General features: G+C 42.6%; 19 protein-coding genes and 2 pseudogenes. 19 read left to right on the plus strand and 2 right to left on the minus strand.

Annotated elements, in window-relative coordinates:
• Window positions 1-128 precede the first annotated feature (128 nt).
• A pseudogene (locus O3636_RS00285) lies at window positions 129-200 on the minus strand (AraC family transcriptional regulator); the annotation flags it as partial.
• On the opposite strand from O3636_RS00285, the gene O3636_RS00290 reads away from it, so the two are divergent.
• The 11 genes from O3636_RS00290 to trmFO all read left to right on the plus strand — a co-directional run bounded on the left by O3636_RS00290 (window position 193) and on the right by trmFO (window position 10,305).
• Window positions 193-1,101, plus strand: coding sequence for a LysR family transcriptional regulator (locus O3636_RS00290; protein WP_261012532.1), 909 nt, complete (start codon window positions 193-195; stop codon window positions 1,099-1,101). The pseudogene O3636_RS00285 and the gene O3636_RS00290 sit on opposite strands and share 8 nt — an antisense overlap.
• Entirely contained in the window at window positions 1,098-1,559 is a 462-nt protein-coding gene (gene lspA, locus O3636_RS00295; protein ID WP_371641342.1) for a signal peptidase II, read from the plus strand. The genes O3636_RS00290 and lspA overlap by 4 nt, the downstream gene beginning before the upstream one ends.
• On the plus strand, window positions 1,549-2,439 hold the full coding sequence (locus tag O3636_RS00300; RefSeq protein ID WP_371472297.1) for an RluA family pseudouridine synthase: 891 nt from the start codon (window positions 1,549-1,551) through the stop codon (window positions 2,437-2,439). Before lspA ends, O3636_RS00300 begins: the two co-directional genes overlap by 11 nt.
• Window positions 2,440-2,548: 109 nt before the next feature.
• Window positions 2,549-3,658 (plus strand): glutamate 5-kinase, encoded by a 1,110-nt coding sequence (gene proB / locus O3636_RS00305; RefSeq protein WP_371641343.1) that lies wholly within the window; start codon window positions 2,549-2,551, stop codon window positions 3,656-3,658.
• Between the two features lie 9 nt (window positions 3,659-3,667).
• A complete protein-coding gene (locus tag O3636_RS00310) occupies window positions 3,668-4,930 on the plus strand; it encodes a glutamate-5-semialdehyde dehydrogenase (protein ID WP_371641344.1) in 1,263 nt (420 codons plus the stop codon).
• Between the two features lie 3 nt (window positions 4,931-4,933).
• A complete protein-coding gene (gene proC / locus O3636_RS00315) occupies window positions 4,934-5,731 on the plus strand; it encodes a pyrroline-5-carboxylate reductase (RefSeq protein ID WP_371641345.1) in 798 nt (265 codons plus the stop codon).
• A gap of 227 nt (window positions 5,732-5,958) precedes the next feature.
• Complete coding sequence (gene tmk, locus O3636_RS00320; RefSeq protein WP_371641346.1) at window positions 5,959-6,597, plus strand: dTMP kinase; 639 nt, start codon at window positions 5,959-5,961, stop codon at window positions 6,595-6,597.
• The gene (locus tag O3636_RS00325; RefSeq protein ID WP_371641347.1) at window positions 6,594-7,484 is read left to right on the plus strand and encodes a DNA polymerase III subunit delta'; all 891 of its coding nucleotides are present in this window, start codon (window positions 6,594-6,596) and stop codon (window positions 7,482-7,484) included. Before tmk ends, O3636_RS00325 begins: the two co-directional genes overlap by 4 nt.
• Before the next feature lie 39 nt (window positions 7,485-7,523).
• Window positions 7,524-7,841 carry a DNA replication initiation control protein YabA gene (gene yabA, locus O3636_RS00330; protein ID WP_000358228.1) on the plus strand — a complete coding sequence of 106 codons (318 nt, stop codon included), beginning with the start codon at window positions 7,524-7,526 and terminating at the stop codon, window positions 7,839-7,841.
• Window positions 7,842-7,843: 2 nt separating this feature from the next.
• On the plus strand, window positions 7,844-8,722 hold the full coding sequence (gene rsmI / locus O3636_RS00335; RefSeq protein ID WP_261020642.1) for a 16S rRNA (cytidine(1402)-2'-O)-methyltransferase: 879 nt from the start codon (window positions 7,844-7,846) through the stop codon (window positions 8,720-8,722).
• Between the two features lie 236 nt (window positions 8,723-8,958).
• Window positions 8,959-10,305: a methylenetetrahydrofolate--tRNA-(uracil(54)-C(5))-methyltransferase (FADH(2)-oxidizing) TrmFO gene (gene trmFO / locus O3636_RS00340; RefSeq protein ID WP_371641348.1), complete on the plus strand. Its 1,347-nt coding sequence runs from the start codon at window positions 8,959-8,961 to the stop codon at window positions 10,303-10,305.
• A 234-nt stretch (window positions 10,306-10,539) separates the two neighbouring features.
• Here trmFO and O3636_RS00345 read toward each other — a convergent pair.
• Window positions 10,540-11,680: pseudogene (locus O3636_RS00345) on the minus strand (IS30 family transposase).
• 214 nt (window positions 11,681-11,894) lie between these two features.
• On the opposite strand from O3636_RS00345, the gene pyrH reads away from it, so the two are divergent.
• The 8 genes from pyrH to O3636_RS00385 all read left to right on the plus strand — a co-directional run bounded on the left by pyrH (window position 11,895) and on the right by O3636_RS00385 (window position 19,042).
• Window positions 11,895-12,632, plus strand: a complete 738-nt coding sequence (pyrH, locus tag O3636_RS00350) for a UMP kinase (RefSeq protein WP_000002996.1) — start codon at window positions 11,895-11,897, stop codon at window positions 12,630-12,632.
• An 8-nt stretch (window positions 12,633-12,640) separates the two neighbouring features.
• Window positions 12,641-13,198, plus strand: coding sequence for a ribosome recycling factor (gene frr, locus O3636_RS00355; protein WP_371641349.1), 558 nt, complete (start codon window positions 12,641-12,643; stop codon window positions 13,196-13,198).
• 59 nt (window positions 13,199-13,257) lie between these two features.
• A complete protein-coding gene (gene cvfB, locus O3636_RS00360) occupies window positions 13,258-14,112 on the plus strand; it encodes an RNA-binding virulence regulatory protein CvfB (RefSeq protein ID WP_001095435.1) in 855 nt (284 codons plus the stop codon).
• Window positions 14,113-14,120: 8 nt separating this feature from the next.
• Window positions 14,121-14,336: a YozE family protein gene (locus tag O3636_RS00365; protein ID WP_001232084.1), complete on the plus strand. Its 216-nt coding sequence runs from the start codon at window positions 14,121-14,123 to the stop codon at window positions 14,334-14,336.
• Window positions 14,337-14,420: 84 nt separating this feature from the next.
• Window positions 14,421-15,425, plus strand: coding sequence for a PhoH family protein (locus O3636_RS00370; protein WP_371641350.1), 1,005 nt, complete (start codon window positions 14,421-14,423; stop codon window positions 15,423-15,425).
• Window positions 15,426-15,531: 106 nt separating this feature from the next.
• Window positions 15,532-16,101 (plus strand): GNAT family N-acetyltransferase, encoded by a 570-nt coding sequence (locus tag O3636_RS00375; RefSeq protein ID WP_261023880.1) that lies wholly within the window; start codon window positions 15,532-15,534, stop codon window positions 16,099-16,101.
• A gap of 66 nt (window positions 16,102-16,167) precedes the next feature.
• Window positions 16,168-16,818 (plus strand): helix-hairpin-helix domain-containing protein, encoded by a 651-nt coding sequence (locus tag O3636_RS00380; RefSeq protein ID WP_261023881.1) that lies wholly within the window; start codon window positions 16,168-16,170, stop codon window positions 16,816-16,818.
• Window positions 16,802-19,042 carry a DNA internalization-related competence protein ComEC/Rec2 gene (locus O3636_RS00385; RefSeq protein WP_261023882.1) on the plus strand — a complete coding sequence of 747 codons (2,241 nt, stop codon included), beginning with the start codon at window positions 16,802-16,804 and terminating at the stop codon, window positions 19,040-19,042. The genes O3636_RS00380 and O3636_RS00385 overlap by 17 nt, the downstream gene beginning before the upstream one ends.
• Window positions 19,043-19,252 lie beyond the last annotated feature (210 nt).

Below are 19,252 nucleotides of genomic sequence, written 5' to 3' on the forward strand. Positions count from 1 at the left end.
TATAAAGGCGAGGAAGCTAGAAGTGGCATTAAATAAGGCTTTCCGAGTTTTCGGAGAGCCTATTTTTTATTTTGATACCCATGATTTTTTCGTTCTTAGTGTAGATGAATTTTATGAGTGACATTATTTTTCTTCGATGGAAAACTTCTAAAATATGGTATAATGAAAAGATAAAGAAGTTGGGGGTAGAAGATGAACATTCAACAATTACGCTATGTTGTGGCTATTGCCAATAGCGGTACTTTCCGTGAAGCTGCTGAAAAGATGTATGTTAGTCAACCGAGTCTGTCTATTTCTGTTCGTGATTTGGAAAAAGAGTTGGGCTTTAAGATTTTCCGTCGGACCAGCTCAGGGACTTTCTTGACTCGTCGTGGTATGGAATTCTATGAAAAAGCGCAAGAATTGGTTAAAGGATTTGATATTTTTCAAAACCAGTATGCCAATCCTGAAGAAGAGAAAGATGAATTTTCTATTGCTAGTCAGCACTATGACTTCTTGCCACCGACGATTACGGCCTTTTCAGAGCGTTATCCTGATTATAAGAACTTCCGTATTTTTGAATCAACTACTGTTCAAATCTTAGATGAAGTAGCTCAAGGGCATAGTGAGATTGGGATTATCTACCTCAACAATCAAAACAAAAAGGGAATTCTGCAACGGGTTGAAAAGCTGGGTTTGGAGGTCATTGAATTGATTCCCTTCCATACTCACATTTATCTCCGTGAGGGGCATCCTTTAGCGCAGAAAGAGGAATTGGTCATGGAGGATTTAGCGGATCTACCAACGGTTCGTTTTACCCAAGAGAAAGACGAGTATCTTTATTATTCAGAGAACTTTGTTGATACCAGTGCGAGCTCGCAGATGTTCAACGTGACAGACCGTGCTACTTTGAATGGTATTTTGGAGCGGACGGATGCCTATGCGACTGGATCTGGATTTTTAGATAGTGATAGTGTTAATGGAATTACAGTCATTCGTCTCAAGGATAATTTGGATAATCGCATGGTCTATGTTAAACGTGAGGAAGTGGAGCTTAGTCAGGCTGGAACTCTTTTCGTAGAAGTCATGCAAGAATATTTTGATCAGAAGAGGAAATCATGAAAAAAAGAGGAATAGTGGCAGTCATTGTACTGCTTTTGATTGCGCTGGATCAGTTGGTCAAATCCTATATCGTCCAGCAGATTCCACTGGGTGAAGTGCGTTCTTGGATTCCCAATTTCGTTAGCTTGACCTACCTGCAAAATCGAGGGGCAGCCTTTTCTATCTTACAAGATCAGCAGTTGTTATTTGCTGTCATTACTCTGGTTGTCGTGGTAGGTGCCATCTGGTATCTACATAAACACATGGAGGACTCACTCTGGATGGTCTTGGGTTTGACTTTGATTATTGCAGGTGGTCTTGGAAACTTTATTGACAGGGTGAGTCAGGGCTTTGTTGTGGATATGTTTCATGTGGATTTTATCAATTTTGCAATTTTCAATGTGGCAGATAGCTATCTGACTGTTGGAGTGATTATTTTATTGATTGCAATGCTAAAAGAGGAAATAAATGGAAATTAAAATTGAAACTGGTGGCCTGCGTTTGGATAAGGCTTTGTCAGATTTGACAGAATTATCACGTAGTCTCGCGAATGAACAAATCAAATCAGGCCAGGTCTTGGTCAATGGCCAAGTCAAGAAAGCTAAATACACAGTTCAAGAGGGCGATGTCGTCACTTACCATGTGCCAGAACCAGAGGTTTTAGAGTATGTAGCTGAGAATCTTCCGCTAGAAATCATCTACCAAGATGAGGATGTGGCCGTCGTAAACAAACCTCAGGGAATGGTTGTGCATCCGAGTGCTGGTCATACCAGTGGAACCCTAGTAAATGCTCTCATGTATCATATTAAGGACTTGTCGGGTATCAATGGAGTTCTGCGTCCAGGAATTGTTCACCGAATTGATAAGGATACGTCAGGTCTTCTCATGATTGCTAAAAACGATGAGGCGCATCTAGCACTTGCCCAAGAACTCAAGGATAAAAAGTCTCTCCGCAAATATTGGGCGATTGTTCATGGAAATCTTCCAAATGATCGTGGTGTGATTGAAGCACCGATTGGCCGAAGTGAAAAAGATCGTAAGAAACAGGCTGTGACTGCTAAAGGAAAGCCTGCAGTGACCCGTTTCCACGTTTTGGAACGCTTTGGAGATTATAGCTTAGTGGAGTTACAACTGGAGACAGGGCGTACCCATCAAATCCGTGTCCACATGGCTTATATTGGCCATCCAGTCGCTGGTGATGAAGTCTATGGTCCGCGTAAGACACTTAAGGGACATGGACAATTTCTTCATGCCAAGACTCTAGGTTTTACTCATCCGAGAACAGGTAAGACTTTGGAATTTACAGCAGATATCCCAGAGATTTTTAAGGAATCATTGGAGAGATTGAGAAAGAATTAGATTTGATAAAAGGTTGAGATAGCTTGTCTCGACCTTTTTCCTATCAACTCTTTTCTATTTCCTGCTATTCATGTTATAATGGATAAATATGAAGAATCGGAGTGAGACTATGAAATACAAACGGATTGTCTTTAAGGTGGGGACTTCTTCTCTGACGAATGAGGATGGAAGTTTATCACGTAGTAAAGTAAAGGCTATTACCCAGCAGTTGGCTATGTTGCACGAGGCTGGTCATGAATTGATTTTGGTGTCGTCAGGTGCCATTGCTGCCGGTTTTGGGGCCTTAGGATTTAAAAAGCGTCCGACCAAGATTGCTGATAAACAGGCTTCAGCAGCGGTAGGACAAGGGCTTTTGTTGGAAGAATACACGACCAATCTCCTCTTGCGCCAAATCGTTTCTGCACAAATCTTACTGACCCAGGACGACTTTGTGGATAAGCGCCGTTATAAGAATGCCCATCAGGCTTTGTCAGTTCTACTTAGCCGTGGGGCGATTCCTATCATCAATGAGAATGACAGTGTCGTTATTGATGAGCTCAAGGTTGGGGACAATGATACTCTGAGTGCTCAGGTTGCGGCCATGGTCCAAGCAGACCTTTTGGTCCTCTTGACAGACGTAGACGGTCTTTATACTGGAAATCCTAATTCAGACCCAAGAGCCAAACGCTTGGAGCGAATCGAGACCATCAATCGTGAGATTATTGATATGGCTGGTGGAGCAGGTTCTTCAAACGGAACTGGGGGCATGCTAACAAAAATCAAGGCTGCCACCATTGCGACGGAATCAGGAGTTCCTGTTTATATCTGCTCATCCTTGAAGACAGATGCCATGATTGAGGCGGCGGAGAAGACCAAGGATGGTTCCTACTTTGTTGCCCAAGAAAAGGGACTTCGTACCCAGAAACAATGGCTGGCCTTTTATGCTCAGAGCCAAGGTTCTATTTGGGTTGATAAAGGGGCTGCAGAAGCTCTCTCTCAACATGGCAAGAGTCTCCTTTTATCTGGTATTGTTGACACAGAAGGAGCCTTTTCTTACGGTGATATTGTGACAGTATGTGACAAGGAAAGTGGAAAATCGCTTGGAAAAGGACGCGTGCAATTTGGAGCATCTGCTTTGGAGGATATGTTGCGTTCTCAAAAAGCCAAGGGGGTCTTGATTCACCGTGACGATTGGATTTCCATTACTCCTGAAATCCAACTACTCTTTACAGAATTTTAGAGGTAAACTATGGTAAGTACACAAGAACAATTTGAACAGGTACAGGCTGTTAAAAAATCGATCAACACAGCCAGTGAAGTCGTGAAAAACCAAGCCCTGCTAGCCATGGCTGATCACTTAGTGGCTGCTACTGAGGAGATTTTAGAAGCAAATGCCCTCGATATGGAAGCGGCTAAGGGAAAAATCTCAGATGTTATGCTGGATCGTCTTTATTTGGATGCAGGGCGTATAGAAGCGATGGCGACTGGGATTCGTGAAGTGGTTGCTTTACCAGATCCAATCGGTGAAGTTTTAGAAACCAATCATCTTGAAAATGGCTTAGTTATCACCAAAAAACGTGTGGCTATGGGCGTTATCGGTATTATCTATGAAAGCCGTCCAAATGTGACGTCTGACGCGGCTGCTCTGGCTCTCAAGAGTGGAAATGCGGTTGTTCTTCGTAGTGGTAAGGATGCCTATCAAACAGCTCATGCTATTGTCACAGTCTTGAAGAAGGGCTTGGAGACAACGACTATTCACCCAGATGTGATTCAACTGGTGGAAGATACTAGCCGAGAAAGCAGCTATGCCATGATGAAGGCCAAGGGTTATTTAGATCTTCTCATTCCTCGTGGAGGGGCTGGCTTGATTAATGCCGTGGTTGAGAATGCTATCGTACCTGTTATCGAGACAGGGACTGGGATTGTCCATGTCTATGTGGATAAGGATGCAGACGAAGATAAGGCTCTCTCTATCATCAATAATGCCAAAACCAGTCGTCCTTCTGTTTGCAATGCCATGGAGGTTCTGCTGGTTCATGAAGATAAAGCAGCAAGCTTCCTTCCTCGCTTGGAGCAAGTGCTGGTTGCAGATCGAAAAGAAGCTGGGTTGGAACCAATTCAATTCCGTGTAGATAGCACAGCAAGTCAGTTTGTTTCAGGTCAAGCAGCTGAAGCACAAGACTTTGACACCGAGTTTTTAGACTATGTCCTAGCTGTTAAGGTTGTGAGCGGTTTAGAAGAAGCGGTTGCCCATATTGAAACCCACAGTACCCATCATTCGGATGCCATTGTGACGGAAAACGCTGAAGCTGCAGCTTACTTTACAGATCAAGTGGACTCTGCAGCTGTCTATGTCAATGCTTCAACTCGTTTCACAGATGGGGGCCAATTTGGTCTTGGTTGTGAAATGGGGATTTCTACTCAGAAACTCCATGCGCGTGGTCCAATGGGCTTAAAAGAATTGACTAGCTACAAGTATGTGGTTACTGGTGACGGACAGATAAGGGAGTAAGAGATGAAGATTGGATTTATCGGTTTGGGGAATATGGGAGCTAGTTTGGCCAAGGCTGTTTTGCAGGCCAAGACGGGTGCTCAGATTCTCCTTGCCAATCGTAGTCAAGCTAAGGTGGATGCTTTCATCGCCAACTTCGGTGGTCAGGCTTCTAGCAATGACGAAATCTTTGCAGAAGCAGATGTGATTTTTCTAGGAGTGAAGCCTGCTCAGTTCTCAGACTTGCTTTCTCAATATCATACCATCCTTGAAAAACGAGAAAGTCTTCTTTTGATTTCCATGGCAGCTGGATTGACCTTGGAAAAACTCGCTAGTCTTCTTCCAAGTCAGCACAGAATTATTCGTATGATGCCAAATACCCCTGCTTCTATCGGACAAGGAGTGATTAGTTATGCCTTGTCTTCTAATTGCAGGGCTGAGGACAGCGAGTTATTTTGTCAGCTTTTAGCCAAGGCGGGTCTCTTGGTTGAACTAGGAGAAGGCTTAATTGACGCAGCGACAGGTCTTGCAGGTTGTGGGCCGGCCTTTGTCTATCTCTTTATTGAGGCCTTGGCAGATGCAGGTGTTCAGACGGGATTGCCACGAGAGACAGCATTGAAAATGGCAGCACAAACTGTGGTAGGAGCTGGGCAATTGGTCCTTGAAAGCCAAGAGCATCCTGGAGTATTGAAAGACCAAGTTTGTAGCCCAGGAGGTTCGACTATCGCTGGTGTAGCAAGCCTAGAAGCGCATGCTTTTCGAGGAACGGTCATTGATGCAGTTCATCAAGCATACAAACGAACACAAGAACTAGGTAAATAAGAGGTGGCTTTGTCTGCCTCTTTTTGGTGGTTGGTACTCTTCGAAAATCTCTTCAAACTGTGTCAGCTTCCATCTGCAACCTCAAAACAGTGTTTTGAGCAACCTGCGGCTAGCTTCCTAGTTTGCTCTTTAATTTTCATTGAGTATGAAATGAGAAGACAAAAAGATTGTCACAAACCCCTATTTTTTTGATAGAATAGAAGTAGTAAAAAAGAAATGAGTTAGACATGTCAAAAGGATTTTTAGTCTCTCTTGAGGGACCAGAGGGAGCAGGCAAGACCAGTGTTTTAGAGGCTCTGCTACCAATTTTAGAGGAAAAAGGAGTAGAGGTGCTGACGACCCGTGAACCTGGCGGAGTCTTGATTGGGGAGAAGATTCGGGAAGTAATTTTGGATCCAAGTCACACGCAGATGGATGCGAAGACAGAGCTTTTGCTCTATATCGCCAGTCGCAGACAGCACTTGGTGGAAAAAGTTCTCCCTGCCCTTGAAGCTGGTAAGTTGGTCATTATGGACCGCTTCATCGATAGTTCCGTTGCCTATCAGGGATTTGGTCGTGGCTTGGATATTGACGCCATTGATTGGCTCAATCACTTTGCGACAGATGGCCTTAAACCCAATTTGACACTCTATTTTGACATCGAGGTGGAAGAAGGGCTGGCTCGCATTGCTGCTAATAGCAATCGTGAGGTCAATCGTTTGGACTTGGAAGGTTTGGACTTGCATAAAAAAGTTCGTAAAGGTTATCTTTCTCTCTTGGAAAAAGAAGGAAATCGCATTGTCAAGATTGATGCTAGTCTCCCTTTGGAACAAGTTGTGGATGCTACCAAGGTAGTCTTATTTGACAGAATGGGCTTGGCTAAATGAAACAAGAAGAATTAAAGGCTTGGCAGCCAGACCAGTTTGACCGCTTTGTCCGTATCCTAGAACAAGACCAGCTCAATCATGCCTATCTCTTTTCAGGTTTCTTTGGAAGCTTGGAAATGGCGCAGTTTTTGGCTAAGAGCCTCTTTTGTACGGATAAGGTAGGTGTTTTACCATGTGAGAAATGCCGAAATTGTAAGCTGATTGAACAGGGAGAATTTCCTGATGTCACTTTGATTAAGCCAGTCAATCAGGTCATTAAGACAGAACGCATCCGAGAATTGGTGGGACAGTTTTCTCAAGCAGGGATTGAAAGCCAGCAGCAGGTCTTTATTATCGAGCAAGCTGAGAAAATGCATCCCAATGCGGCTAATTCTCTGCTCAAGGTCATCGAAGAACCCCAGAGTGAAGTTTATATTTTCTTCTTGACAAGCGATGAAGAAAAGATTTTACCGACAATCCGAAGTCGGACCCAGATTTTCCACTTTAAAAAACAAGAAGAGAAGCTGATCTTGCTCTTAGAACAAATGGGACTGGTTAAGAAAAAAGCGACTCTTTTAGCTCAGTTTAGTCAATCGCGAGCTGAAGCAGAAAAGTTGGCTAATCAGGCAAGTTTTTGGACCTTGGTCGATGAAAGTGAACGCCTACTGACGTGGTTAGTAGCTAAGAAAAAAGAAAGCTATTTGCAAGTTGCCAAACTAGCTAGCTTGGCAGATGACAAGGAAAAACAAGATCAGGTTTTACGGATTCTTGAAGTCCTCTGTGGGCAGGACCTCCTGCAAGCAAGAGTAAGAGCGACTCTACAAGATTTGCTAGAAGCTAGAAAAATGTGGCAAGCTAATGTTAGCTTTCAAAATGCCATGGAATATCTGGCTTTGAAAGAAATATAAACTCAAAAATGAATGATAAAGAAAGGAAAGGGCTGTTTTATGGACAAAAAAGAATTATTTGACGCGCTGGATGATTTTTCCCAACAGTTATTGGTAACCTTGGCCGATGTGGAAGCCATCAAGAAAAATCTCAAGAGCCTAGTAGAAGAAAATACAGCTCTTCGCTTGGAAAATAGTAAGTTGCGAGAACGCTTGGGTGAGGTGGAAGCAGACGCTCCCGTCAAGGCCAAGCATGTTCGCGAAAGTGTCCGTCGCATTTACCGTGATGGATTTCACGTATGTAATGATTTTTATGGACAACGTCGAGAGCAGGACGAGGAGTGTATGTTCTGTGATGAGTTGTTGTACAGGGAGTAGGCATGCAGATTCAAAAAAGTTTTAAGGGGCAGTCTCCCTATGGCAAGCTGTACCTAGTGGCAACGCCGATTGGCAATCTAGATGATATGACCTTTCGAGCTATCCAGACCTTGAAAGAAGCTGACTGGATTGCTGCTGAGGACACGCGCAATACAGGGCTTCTGCTCAAGCATTTTGACATTTCTACCAAGCAGATTAGTTTTCATGAGCATAATGCCAAGGAAAAGATTCCTGATTTGATTGGTTTCCTGAAAGCAGGACAAAGTATTGCTCAGGTATCCGACGCGGGTCTGCCTAGTATCTCAGACCCTGGTCATGATTTGGTTAAGGCAGCGATTGAGGAAGAGATTGCAGTAGTGACAGTTCCGGGTGCCTCTGCAGGAATTTCTGCCTTGATTGCCAGTGGTTTAGCGCCACAGCCACATATTTTTTATGGCTTTTTACCGAGAAAATCGGGCCAGCAAAAGCAATTTTTCGACTCGAAAAAAGATTATCCTGAAACCCAGATTTTCTATGAATCGCCCCATCGTGTGGCAGATACTTTGGAAAATATGTTAGAAGTCTACGGTGACCGCTCGGTGGTCTTGGTTAGGGAATTGACTAAAATCTATGAAGAATACCAACGCGGTACCATTTCTGAGTTATTGGAAAGCATAGCTGAAACGCCACTCAAGGGCGAATGCCTTCTCATCGTTGAAGGTGCCAGTCAGGATGTAGAAGAAAAAGACGAGGAAGTCTTGTTCTTAGAAATCCAAGCCCGTATCCAGCAAGGCATGAAGAAAAATCAAGCCATCAAGGAAGTAGCTAAGATTTACCAGTGGAATAAAAGCCAGCTTTACGCTGCCTACCATGACTGGGAAGAAAATCAAGAAAATGACTAAACAGGGAAGTTTGCCTTCTTCCCTTTTTTTGTTATACTAGTAGAAGAAAAAAATAGAAAGATTTGTGGGAGTGAAAAAGTCTGGGGGACTTTTTCAGCCTGAGCCAGGAAATTCGAAAGCGAAGTAAGTCCTGTGGAGTTTTTCAGTCTGAGCCAAGAAACTCGAAAGCGAAGTAAATCCGATTGGCTTTTTCAATGTGAAACTTGTCTTCACACTCCCAAAGAGGTATTAGTGTCGTGTCTCAATCTTATATCAATGTTATCGGTGCTGGTTTGGCAGGTTCTGAAGCAGCCTACCAAATTGCAGAACGTGGTATTCCAGTTAAACTTTATGAAATGCGTGGTGTCAAGTCAACACCTCAACACAAAACAGACAATTTTGCAGAGTTAGTTTGTTCTAATTCCCTTCGTGGGGATGCTTTGACAAATGCAGTGGGTCTTCTCAAGGAAGAAATGCGTCGCTTGGGTTCTGTTATTTTGGAATCTGCTGAGGCTACACGTGTTCCTGCTGGAGGAGCCCTTGCGGTGGACCGTGATGGTTTCTCCCAAATGGTGACCGAAAAAGTGGTCAACCATCCCTTGATTGAGGTGGTGCGTGATGAAATTACAGAATTGCCGACAGATGTTATTACGGTTGTCGCTACTGGTCCTTTGACCAGCGATACTCTGGCTGAAAAGATTCATGCTCTTAATGACGGCGATGGTTTCTATTTCTACGATGCGGCAGCGCCTATTATCGACGTCAACACCATCGATATGAGCAAGGTCTACCTCAAGTCTCGATACGATAAGGGAGAAGCTGCCTACCTCAACGCTCCCATGACTAAGCAAGAGTTTATGGATTTCCATGAAGCCTTGGTCAATGCGGAAGAAGCACCGCTCAATTCTTTCGAAAAAGAAAAGTACTTTGAAGGTTGTATGCCTATCGAAGTTATGGCCAAACGTGGCATTAAAACTATGCTTTATGGTCCTATGAAACCAGTCGGTTTGGAGTATCCGGACGACTACACAGGACCTCGTGATGGAGAATTCAAAACACCTTATGCGGTTGTGCAACTTCGTCAGGATAATGCAGCTGGTAGCCTATACAATATTGTTGGTTTCCAGACCCACCTCAAATGGGGAGAACAAAAGCGTGTCTTCCAAATGATTCCAGGTCTTGAAAATGCTGAGTTTGTTCGTTATGGTGTTATGCACCGCAATTCTTACATGGATTCACCAAATCTTCTTGAACAGACTTATCGTTCTAAGAAACAACCCAATCTCTTCTTTGCTGGTCAGATGACGGGTGTGGAAGGCTATGTAGAGTCAGCAGCGTCAGGATTAGTTGCGGGAATTAACGCGGCTCGTCTCTTCAAGGGAGAAAGCGAGGCTATTTTCCCAGAAACAACAGCGATTGGAAGCTTAGCTCATTACATCACCCATGCGGACAGCAAACATTTCCAACCAATGAATGTCAATTTTGGAATCATCAAGGAGTTGGAAGGCGAGCGTATTCGTGATAAGAAGGCTCGTTATGAAAAAATTGCAGAGCGTGCTCTTTCTGACTTAGAGGAATTTTTGACTGGTAAATTCCCAAACTAAGTTCCACCGCTAATCCAAGTGAAAGTTAGTCTGATAAAAATCGTAAAAACCAGTGGAAATCCGTGTCAGGGTAAGTTCCACTGGTTTTACTAATGCTTGATTTTATTGCTTTTGTAACCAAAATGAATCGAAAAAAAGAGCGCACAAAATCCCCTCATCTGAAAGCGTTTCAGATTAAGTTCCGCTATGGTGGAAGTTAGTGTGAGACGTTTGAATGCGGTTAAAGGTTAGTTTTTAGAACTTATGTTGGAGTAATGTAGACGACTGGCAGACGTCTTCTGCAGGTATTTTAGAAATGCCGAGAAGTTTAGGAATCTCTTCTCCATAGGTAAATGCAAAGAGCTCATAGGCTGACTTTCCATTTAAAGCAGCGCGTTTGACGCTGTTGACATGCGAGCAAACTAGATTGATGTCCTCCTGAGTTAAGTTGTCAAAGGAAGTTCCCTTAGGTAGAATATCGCGAATTAGCGTGTGATTTTTCTCAATTCTCCCTTTCTGGTCAGAGCGATTAGGGTCACAAAAGAAGAGTTTACTCTCTCCTCGCACATCCATTTCGATATCATCGACCCTGGCAAACTCTCCACCATTATCTGTCAGGATGACAGGAAAGAGTTGGAAGAAATCTTTGTCAGCTTGGTGAAGAGTGTTCTTGATGTCATAGAGGTGTTTGGTAACCTCAAGGGCAGTTTTATTATCTAGAAGTCTAGCGAAGATAAAGTTACAGAAAGACAGGTTGAAGGTAAGTAGGACTTTACCTCTCCAGCCAAGAGTTCAGCTGATTAAGGGATAAATAGTTTTGGAAATCCTCATAGGAACGGCCTTCTTTAGCTTCTTTAGGGATGGAAGGTAGCTTACTTTTCCGTCTTTCTTTGAATTTAACGGCTCTGGCTAGGTCAATAGGAGCGATAGATAGGTATCCTTTTCGGATGTGTCGATAGACGGTTGAGGAGCTGACATCAAGGTTATGAGTTTTGAGGATATGATAGATGTGTTGTCCCTTTTTAACACCATCAGAAATGACTTTGTCCATGTCCCAGAAGGTCTTGGAATTGAGAGGAGTTCCTTCACGAGCTTCTACAAGAGTTTGTTCGTATTGTTTTTGAGCTTGTTTAGCGAGGTATAAGATTTTCTGATAGCCACAATTCTGTCTTCTTTTAGGGCATCCATTACAGACAAAGGGAGCCTTATCGAGTAAAGGGCAAGGAAGGTTATGGCATGTAGACTCTCGGACTTGTCTGTTTCGTTTGACTTCTTTGGAAACAGTAGTCGGGTCTTTTAGAATGGATTGTCCAATAGCTTTGAAGGTTTCACCGCGCTCTAAGCCTAATTGGATATCATTACGGTCTGAGAGGGTAAGGTGTTTATGTTTTGTCATAGTAGATCTCATTTCTAACTCAAACGTCTCACACTTAATTCCACCATAAAAATCCGTTTTAGACTAATTTCCACTTCGGTTAGGCAAGTGGAAGTTACTTTGAGAAGTTACCGGAATTTTTGACTGTCTAATTTTTTTGAAAGAATTGCTCATGATACTATAAAAATCTTAGAAATTGTGATAAAATAGGTAGGATAAAAGAAGGAGAGTGAAAATGGCGAATCCCAAGTATAAACGTATTTTAATCAAGTTATCAGGTGAAGCCCTTGCCGGAGAACGTGGCGTAGGGATTGATATCCAAACAGTTCAAACAATCGCAAAAGAGATTCAAGAAGTTCATAGCTTAGGTATCGAAATTGCCCTTGTTATTGGTGGAGGAAATCTCTGGCGTGGAGAACCTGCAGCAGAAGCAGGTATGGACCGCGTTCAGGCAGATTACACAGGAATGCTTGGGACTGTTATGAATGCTCTTGTGATGGCAGATTCATTGCAACAAGTTGGTGTCGATACGCGTGTACAAACAGCTATTGCCATGCAACAAGTGGCAGAGCCTTACGTACGTGGACGTGCCCTTCGTCATCTTGAAAAAGGCCGTATCGTTATCTTTGGTGCCGGAATTGGTTCACCTTACTTCTCAACAGATACAACAGCGGCCCTTCGTGCGGCTGAAATCGAAGCGGATGCCATCCTTATGGCTAAAAATGGCGTAGATGGTGTTTACAATGCCGATCCTAAGAAAGACAAGACAGCCGTTAAGTTTGAAGAATTGACCCACCGTGACGTTATCAATAAAGGTCTTCGTATCATGGACTCAACAGCTTCAACCCTCTCAATGGATAACGACATTGACTTGGTTGTCTTTAACATGAACCAACCAGGCAACATCAAACGTGTCGTATTTGGTGAAAATATCGGAACAACAGTTTCAAATAATATCGAAGAAAAGGAATAAGAAAGATTATGGCTAACGCAATTATTGAAAAAGCTAAAGAGAGAATGACCCAGTCTCACCAATCACTTGCTCGTGAATTTGGTGGTATCCGTGCAGGCCGTGCCAATGCAAGTTTGCTTGACCGTGTACATGTAGAATACTATGGAGTCGAAACTCCTCTTAACCAAATCGCTTCAATTACGATTCCAGAAGCGCGTGTTTTGTTGGTGACACCATTTGACAAGTCTTCATTGAAAGACATCGAACGTGCCTTGAATGCCTCTGATCTTGGTATCACACCAGCTAACGATGGTTCTGTTATTCGTTTGGTTATCCCTGCTCTCACAGAAGAAACCCGTCGTGACCTTGCTAAAGAAGTGAAGAAGGTCGGAGAAAAGGCTAAAGTGGCTGTCCGCAATATCCGTCGTGATGCTATGGACGAAGCTAAGAAACAAGAAAAAGCAAAAGAAATCACTGAAGACGAACTGAAGACTCTTGAAAAAGACATTCAAAAAGTAACAGACGATGCTGTTAAACACATCGATGACATGACTGCCAACAAAGAAAAAGAACTTTTGGAAGTCTAAAAATAAACAGAAAAACTCAGTTGGCATTGCTGGCTGAGTTTTATTCGAAAGAAGGAAATATGAATACAAATCTTGCAAGTTTTATCGTTGGACTGATCATCGATGAAAACGACCGTTTTTACTTTGTGCAAAAGGATGGTCAAACCTATGCTCTTGCTAAGGAAGAAGGTCAACATACAGTAGGGGATACGGTCAAAGGTTTTGCCTACACGGATATGAAGCAAAAACTCCGCCTGACAACCATAGAAGTGACTGCCACTCAGGACCAATTTGGTTGGGGAACTGTAACGGAAGTTCGTAAAGACTTGGGTGTCTTTGTGGATACAGGACTTCCTGACAAGGAAATCGTTGTGTCACTCGATATTCTCCCTGAACTCAAGGAACTCTGGCCTAAGAAGGGCGACCAACTCTATATTCGCCTCGAAGTGGACAAGAAAGATCGTATCTGGGGCCTCTTGGCTTATCAAGAAGACTTTCAACGTCTAGCTCGTCCTGCCTACAACAACATGCAGAACCAAAACTGGCCAGCCATTGTTTACCGTCTCAAGTTGTCAGGAACTTTTGTCTACCTACCAGAAAATAACATGCTTGGCTTTATCCATCCTAGCGAGCGCTATGCAGAGCCACGTTTGGGGCAAGTCTTAGATGCGCGTGTTATTGGGTTCCGTGAAGTGGACCGTACCTTGAACCTTTCCCTTAAACCACGTTCTTTTGAGATGTTGGAAAATGATGCTCAGATGATTTTAACCTACTTGGAAAGCAATGGCGGTTTCATGACCTTAAATGATAAGTCATCTCCAGACGACATCAAGGCTACCTTTGGTATTTCTAAAGGTCAGTTTAAAAAGGCACTTGGTGGCTTGATGAAGGCTGGCAAAATCAAGCAAGACCAGTTTGGGACAGAGTTGATTTAGGGTGGCATATGAGAAAATCATTTTACACTTGGCTCATGACTGAGCGCAATCCTAAAAGTAATAGTCCTAAAGCTATCTTGGCAGACCTCGCTTTTGAGGAGTCAGCCTTCCCAAAACACACAGATGATTTTGATGAGGTGAGTCGCTTTTTAGAGGAGCATGCCAGTTTCTCTTTTAACCTAGGAGACTTTGACGCCATCTGGCAAGAATACTTAGAACACTAGTATGATTCACTGGGTTTGGGCTAGTAATTTCTCCGCCCCTTTGCTATAATAAAAAGAAATAAAAGGATTAGAGAGGTTCTTTATTTGAAGGAACATTCAATTGACATTCAACTGAGTCATCCAGATGACCTGTTTCATCTTTTTGGTTCCAATGAACGCCATCTTCGTTTGATGGAAGAAGAGCTTGATGTGGTGATTCATGCTCGTACGGAGATTGTTCAGGTTTTGGGAGAGGAGACTGCTTGTGAGGAAGCTCGTCAGGTTATTCAAGCCCTCATGGTCTTGGTCAATCGGGGGATGACCGTTGGTACACCAGATGTGGTCACTGCGATTAGCATGGTCAAAAATGATGAAATCGACAAGTTTGTCGCCCTTTACGAAGAAGAAATTATCAAGGACAATACAGGGAAGCCTATCCGTGTCAAAACACTGGGTCAAAAACTTTATGTGGACAGTGTCAAGCAACATGATGTGACCTTTGGAATTGGGCCTGCAGGGACAGGGAAGACCTTTCTTGCAGTGACCTTGGCAGTGACTGCCCTTAAACGTGGGCAAGTCAAGCGGATTATCCTAACTCGTCCAGCAGTGGAAGCTGGCGAGAGTCTAGGTTTTCTTCCGGGTGATCTTAAAGAGAAGGTAGATCCTTACCTTCGACCTGTTTATGATGCCTTGTATCAGATTTTGGGGAAAGACCAAACAACTCGTCTCATGGAGCGTGAAATTATCGAGATTGCGCCCCTTGCCTATATGCGTGGACGAACCTTGGATGATGCCTTTGTTATTCTCGATGAGGCACAAAATACGACCATCATGCAGATGAAGATGTTCTTGACGCGTTTAGGCTTTAATTCTAAGATGATTGTCAATGGAGATATCAGTCAGATTGACCTTCCGCGTAACGTCAAGTCCGGTTTGATTGATGCCCAAGAAAAACTCAAGAACATTCACCAGATTGACTTTGTTCATTTTTCAGCTAAGGATGTGGTTCGCCATCCAGTTGTCGCTCAAATTATCCGAGCTTATGAACCAGAACAGGTTAAAAAAGAAGAGAGTGAAGAATTAGATTCTCAACCTCTATCTGAAGGATAGTTCTTTTGTACTTAAAGTTATCTCAATACCAAGTATAAATTTGCTTTTTAAATATTTCATTCAATATCCTTATATTAGTTAGAAACTTTTCAAGTGGAGGAAACGTATGGAATCAATTTTTGTAAAACTTGCCCAGTATCCCATAGTCGAGACAGAGCGTTTATTGCTTAGACCTGTAACTTTGGACGATGCGGAAGCAATGTTTGACTATGCCTCGGACAAGGATAATACACGTTACACTTTTCCAACCAATCAAAGCTTGGAAGAAACCAAGAATAACATTGCTCAGTTCTACTTGGCCAATCCCTTGGGACGCTGGGGAGTAGAGCTAAAAAGCAATGGCAAATTTATTGGAACCATTGACTTGCACAAGATTGATTCTGCTCTTAAGAAGGCAGCTATTGGCTACATTATCAATAAAAAGTATTGGAATCAAGGATTAACGACAGAAGCCAATCGTGCCGTAATTAAGCTAGTTTTTGAGAAAATCGGAATGAATAAGTTAGTTGCTTTACACGATAAGGCTAATCCTGCATCTGGAAAGGTCATGGAGAAATCAGGCATGCGTTTTTCCCACGAAGAAGCTTATGCTTGTATGGACCAGCATGAAGAAGGCCGAATCGTGACAAGAGTTCACTATGTCTTGACCAAGGAAGACTATTTTGCAAATAAATAAGCAGTTGAAAAGAAATTTTTAACTGTTTTTTCTTTCTCTTACGAATAATTTAAGAGAGGAGAAAATATGGAAGCAATTATCGAGAAAATTAAAGAGTATAAAATCATTGTCATCTGTACTGGTCTGGGCTTGGTTGTAGGCGGATTTTTCCTGCTAAAACCAGCTCCAGAAACACCTGTCAAGGAAACGAATTTGCAGGCAGAAGTTGCAGCTGTTTCCAAGGATTTATCGACCGAAAAGGATGTGAAGAAGGAAGAAAAGGAAGAACCTGTTGAACAAGATCTAATCACAGTAGATGTCAAAGGTGCTGTCAAATCGCCAGGGATTTATGATTTGCCTGTAGGTAGTCGAGTTAATGACGCTGTTCAGAAGGCTGGTGGCTTGACAGAGCAAGCAGACAGCAAGTCGCTCAATCTAGCTCAGAAAGTTAGTGATGAAGCTCTGGTTTACGTTCCAACTAAGGGAGAAGAAGTAGCTAATCAACAGACTACTTCGGGGACAGCTTCTTCAACAAGCAAGGAAAAGAAGGTCAATCTCAACAAGGCCAGCCTGGAAGAGCTTAAACAGGTCAAGGGTCTGGGAGGAAAACGAGCCCAGGATATTATCGACCATCGTGAGGCAAATGGCAAGTTCAAGTCAGTAGACGAGCTCAAAAAGGTCTCTGGCATTGGTGCCAAGACCATAGAAAAGTTAAAAGACTATGTTACAGTGGATTAAGAATTTCCCTATTCCCCTAATCTATTTGAGTTTTCTATTGCTCTGGCTTTATTACGCTATTTTCTCAGCGTCCTATCTAGCGCTGTTGGGTTTCGTTTTTCTGCTAGTCTGTCTCTTTATCCAATTTCCTTGGAAATTAGCAAGTAAAATTCTAGTGATTTGTGGAATCTTTGGTTTCTGGTTTCTGTTTCAAAATTGGCAACGGAGTCAAGCGAGTCAAAATTTGGCTGTTTCTGTTGAAAGGGTACGGATTTTGCCCGACACTATTAAGGTTAATGGTGATAGTCTATCCTTTCGTGGAAAGTCTGATGGGCGCATTTTTCAAGTATATTATAAACTCCAGTCCGAGGAGGAGAAAGAAGCCTTTCAAGATTTAACAGCCCTTCATGATTTGAAACTAGAAGGAAAACTTTTAGAGCCAGAAGGGCAGAGAAATTTTGGTGGCTTTGACTACCAAGCTTATCTGAAGACTCAGGGAATTTACCAGACTCTCAATATCAAAAAAATCCAGTCACTTCAAAAGGTTGGCAGTTGGGATATAGGAGAAAATCTATCCAGTTTACGCCGAAAGGCTGTGGTTTGGATTAAGGCACATTTTCCAGACCCTATGCGCAATTACATGACGGGGCTCTTATTAGGGCATCTGGACACAGATTTTGAGGAGATGAATGAGCTTTATTCTAGTTTAGGAATTATCCACCTCTTTGCCTTGTCGGGTATGCAGGTAGGCTTTTTCATGGATGGATTTAAGAAACTTCTCTTGCGATTGGGCTTGACCCAAGAAAAGTTGAAATGGCTGACTTATCCCTTTTCCCTTATCTATGCAGGGCTAACAGGATTTTCAGCCTCGGTCATTCGCAGTCTTTTGCAAAAGTTGCTGGCTCAACATGGTGTTAAGGGCTTGGACAATTTTGCCTTGACAGTCCTTGTCCTCTTTATCGTCATGCCCAACTTTTTCCTGACTGCAGGAGGAGTTTTGTCCTGCGCTTATGCTTTTATCTTGACCATGACCGGCAAAGAAGAGGGGGGGCTTAAGGTTATTGCAAGAGAAAGTCTGGTTATTTCTTTGGGAATATTACCCATTCTATCCTTCTATTTTGCGGAATTTCAGCCTTGGTCCATCCTTTTGACCTTTGTCTTTTCCTTTCTTTTCGACTTGGTCTTCTTACCGCTCTTGTCTATCTTATTTGCCCTTTCCTTTCTCTATCCAGGCATTCAGCTGAATTTTATGTTTGAATGGTTGGAGGGGATGATTCGCTTTGTATCACAGGTGGCAAGTAGGCCTCTGGTCTTTGGACAACCCAATGCATGGCTTTTAATCTTATTGTTAATTTCCTTGGCTTTAGTTTATGATTTGAGGAAAAACATTAAAAGGCTAGCAGTGTTGAGCTTATTGATTACAGGTCTCTTTTTCTTGACCAAGCATCCACTGGAAAATGAAATTACCATGCTGGATGTTGGGCAAGGGGAAAGTATTTTCCTACGGGATGTAACTGGGAAAACCATTCTCATAGATGTAGGCGGCAAGGAAGAATCTGATAAGAAAATCGAAAAATGGCAAGAAAAGGCGACGACCAGTAATGCTAAGCGAACCTTGATTCCTTATCTAAAAAGTAGAGGAGTAGCCAAGATTGACCAGCTGATTTTGACAAATACGGACAAGGAACATGTCGGAGATTTGTTAGAGGTGACCAAGGCTTTCCATGTAGGGGAGATCTTAGTGTCAAAAGGCAGTCTAAAACAGAAGGAATTTGTAGCAGAACTACAGACGACTCAAACCAAGGTGCGTAGTTTGGCAGAAGGGGAAAATGTGCCAATTTTTGGAAGTCAGCTAGAAGTCCTATCACCAAGGAAAATTGGAGATGGAGGTCATGAAGATTCTCTGGTTCTGTATGGAAAACTCTTGGATAAAAACTTTCTTTTCACAGGAAATTTGGAGGAGAAAGGAGAGAGGGACTTGCTGAGGCAATATCCTGACCTAGAGGTGGGGGTCTTGAAAGCTGGTCAACATGGCTCTAAAAAATCATCAAGTTCAGCCTTTTTAGAACAGCTCAAACCAGAGATGACTCTCATTTCAGTTGGAAAGAACAATCGAACGAAACTCTCCCATCAGGAAACCTTGACACGACTGGAAGGTATCAATAGCAAAGTATATCGAACTGACCAGCATGGAGCTATACGCTTTAAGGGGTGGAAAAATTGGAAAATCGAAAGTGTTCGATAGGAAGGATAAATACTATATATTAGTAAAATAAACTAAAAATCTGTTGCATAATAATGATAAAAACGATATAATGAAAGCGTATTCAATATTAATGATATAAAACTATTAAAAATTAGTAAAAATCGTTTAATTAGTTAGTTTATGATCTATTTGTCTTTTTCAGTCCAGTATATCTGCTGTGATAGTGACTAAAAGTTATAGGTATGATTG

Source organism: Streptococcus sp. 27098_8_76 (assembly GCF_041432315.1).
In the GTDB taxonomy this organism is placed as follows: Bacteria; Bacillota; Bacilli; order Lactobacillales; family Streptococcaceae; genus Streptococcus.

What these genes read in the sequence shown, in the direction of transcription:
- O3636_RS00290 (WP_261012532.1), top strand. Translation starts at nt 193, where the DNA reads ATGAACATTCAACAATTACGCTATGTTGTGGCTATTGCCAATAGCGGT.
- lspA (WP_371641342.1), top strand. Translation starts at nt 1,098, where the DNA reads ATGAAAAAAAGAGGAATAGTGGCAGTCATTGTACTGCTTTTGATTGCG.
- O3636_RS00300 (WP_371472297.1), top strand. Translation starts at nt 1,549, where the DNA reads ATGGAAATTAAAATTGAAACTGGTGGCCTGCGTTTGGATAAGGCTTTG.
- proB (WP_371641343.1), top strand. Translation starts at nt 2,549, where the DNA reads ATGAAATACAAACGGATTGTCTTTAAGGTGGGGACTTCTTCTCTGACG.
- O3636_RS00310 (WP_371641344.1), top strand. Translation starts at nt 3,668, where the DNA reads ATGGTAAGTACACAAGAACAATTTGAACAGGTACAGGCTGTTAAAAAA.
- proC (WP_371641345.1), top strand. Translation starts at nt 4,934, where the DNA reads ATGAAGATTGGATTTATCGGTTTGGGGAATATGGGAGCTAGTTTGGCC.
- tmk (WP_371641346.1), top strand. Translation starts at nt 5,959, where the DNA reads ATGTCAAAAGGATTTTTAGTCTCTCTTGAGGGACCAGAGGGAGCAGGC.
- O3636_RS00325 (WP_371641347.1), top strand. Translation starts at nt 6,594, where the DNA reads ATGAAACAAGAAGAATTAAAGGCTTGGCAGCCAGACCAGTTTGACCGC.
- yabA (WP_000358228.1), top strand. Translation starts at nt 7,524, where the DNA reads ATGGACAAAAAAGAATTATTTGACGCGCTGGATGATTTTTCCCAACAG.
- rsmI (WP_261020642.1), top strand. Translation starts at nt 7,844, where the DNA reads ATGCAGATTCAAAAAAGTTTTAAGGGGCAGTCTCCCTATGGCAAGCTG.
- pyrH (WP_000002996.1), top strand. Translation starts at nt 11,895, where the DNA reads ATGGCGAATCCCAAGTATAAACGTATTTTAATCAAGTTATCAGGTGAA.
- frr (WP_371641349.1), top strand. Translation starts at nt 12,641, where the DNA reads ATGGCTAACGCAATTATTGAAAAAGCTAAAGAGAGAATGACCCAGTCT.
- cvfB (WP_001095435.1), top strand. Translation starts at nt 13,258, where the DNA reads ATGAATACAAATCTTGCAAGTTTTATCGTTGGACTGATCATCGATGAA.
- O3636_RS00365 (WP_001232084.1), top strand. Translation starts at nt 14,121, where the DNA reads ATGAGAAAATCATTTTACACTTGGCTCATGACTGAGCGCAATCCTAAA.
- O3636_RS00375 (WP_261023880.1), top strand. Translation starts at nt 15,532, where the DNA reads ATGGAATCAATTTTTGTAAAACTTGCCCAGTATCCCATAGTCGAGACA.
- O3636_RS00380 (WP_261023881.1), top strand. Translation starts at nt 16,168, where the DNA reads ATGGAAGCAATTATCGAGAAAATTAAAGAGTATAAAATCATTGTCATC.
- O3636_RS00385 (WP_261023882.1), top strand. Translation starts at nt 16,802, where the DNA reads ATGTTACAGTGGATTAAGAATTTCCCTATTCCCCTAATCTATTTGAGT.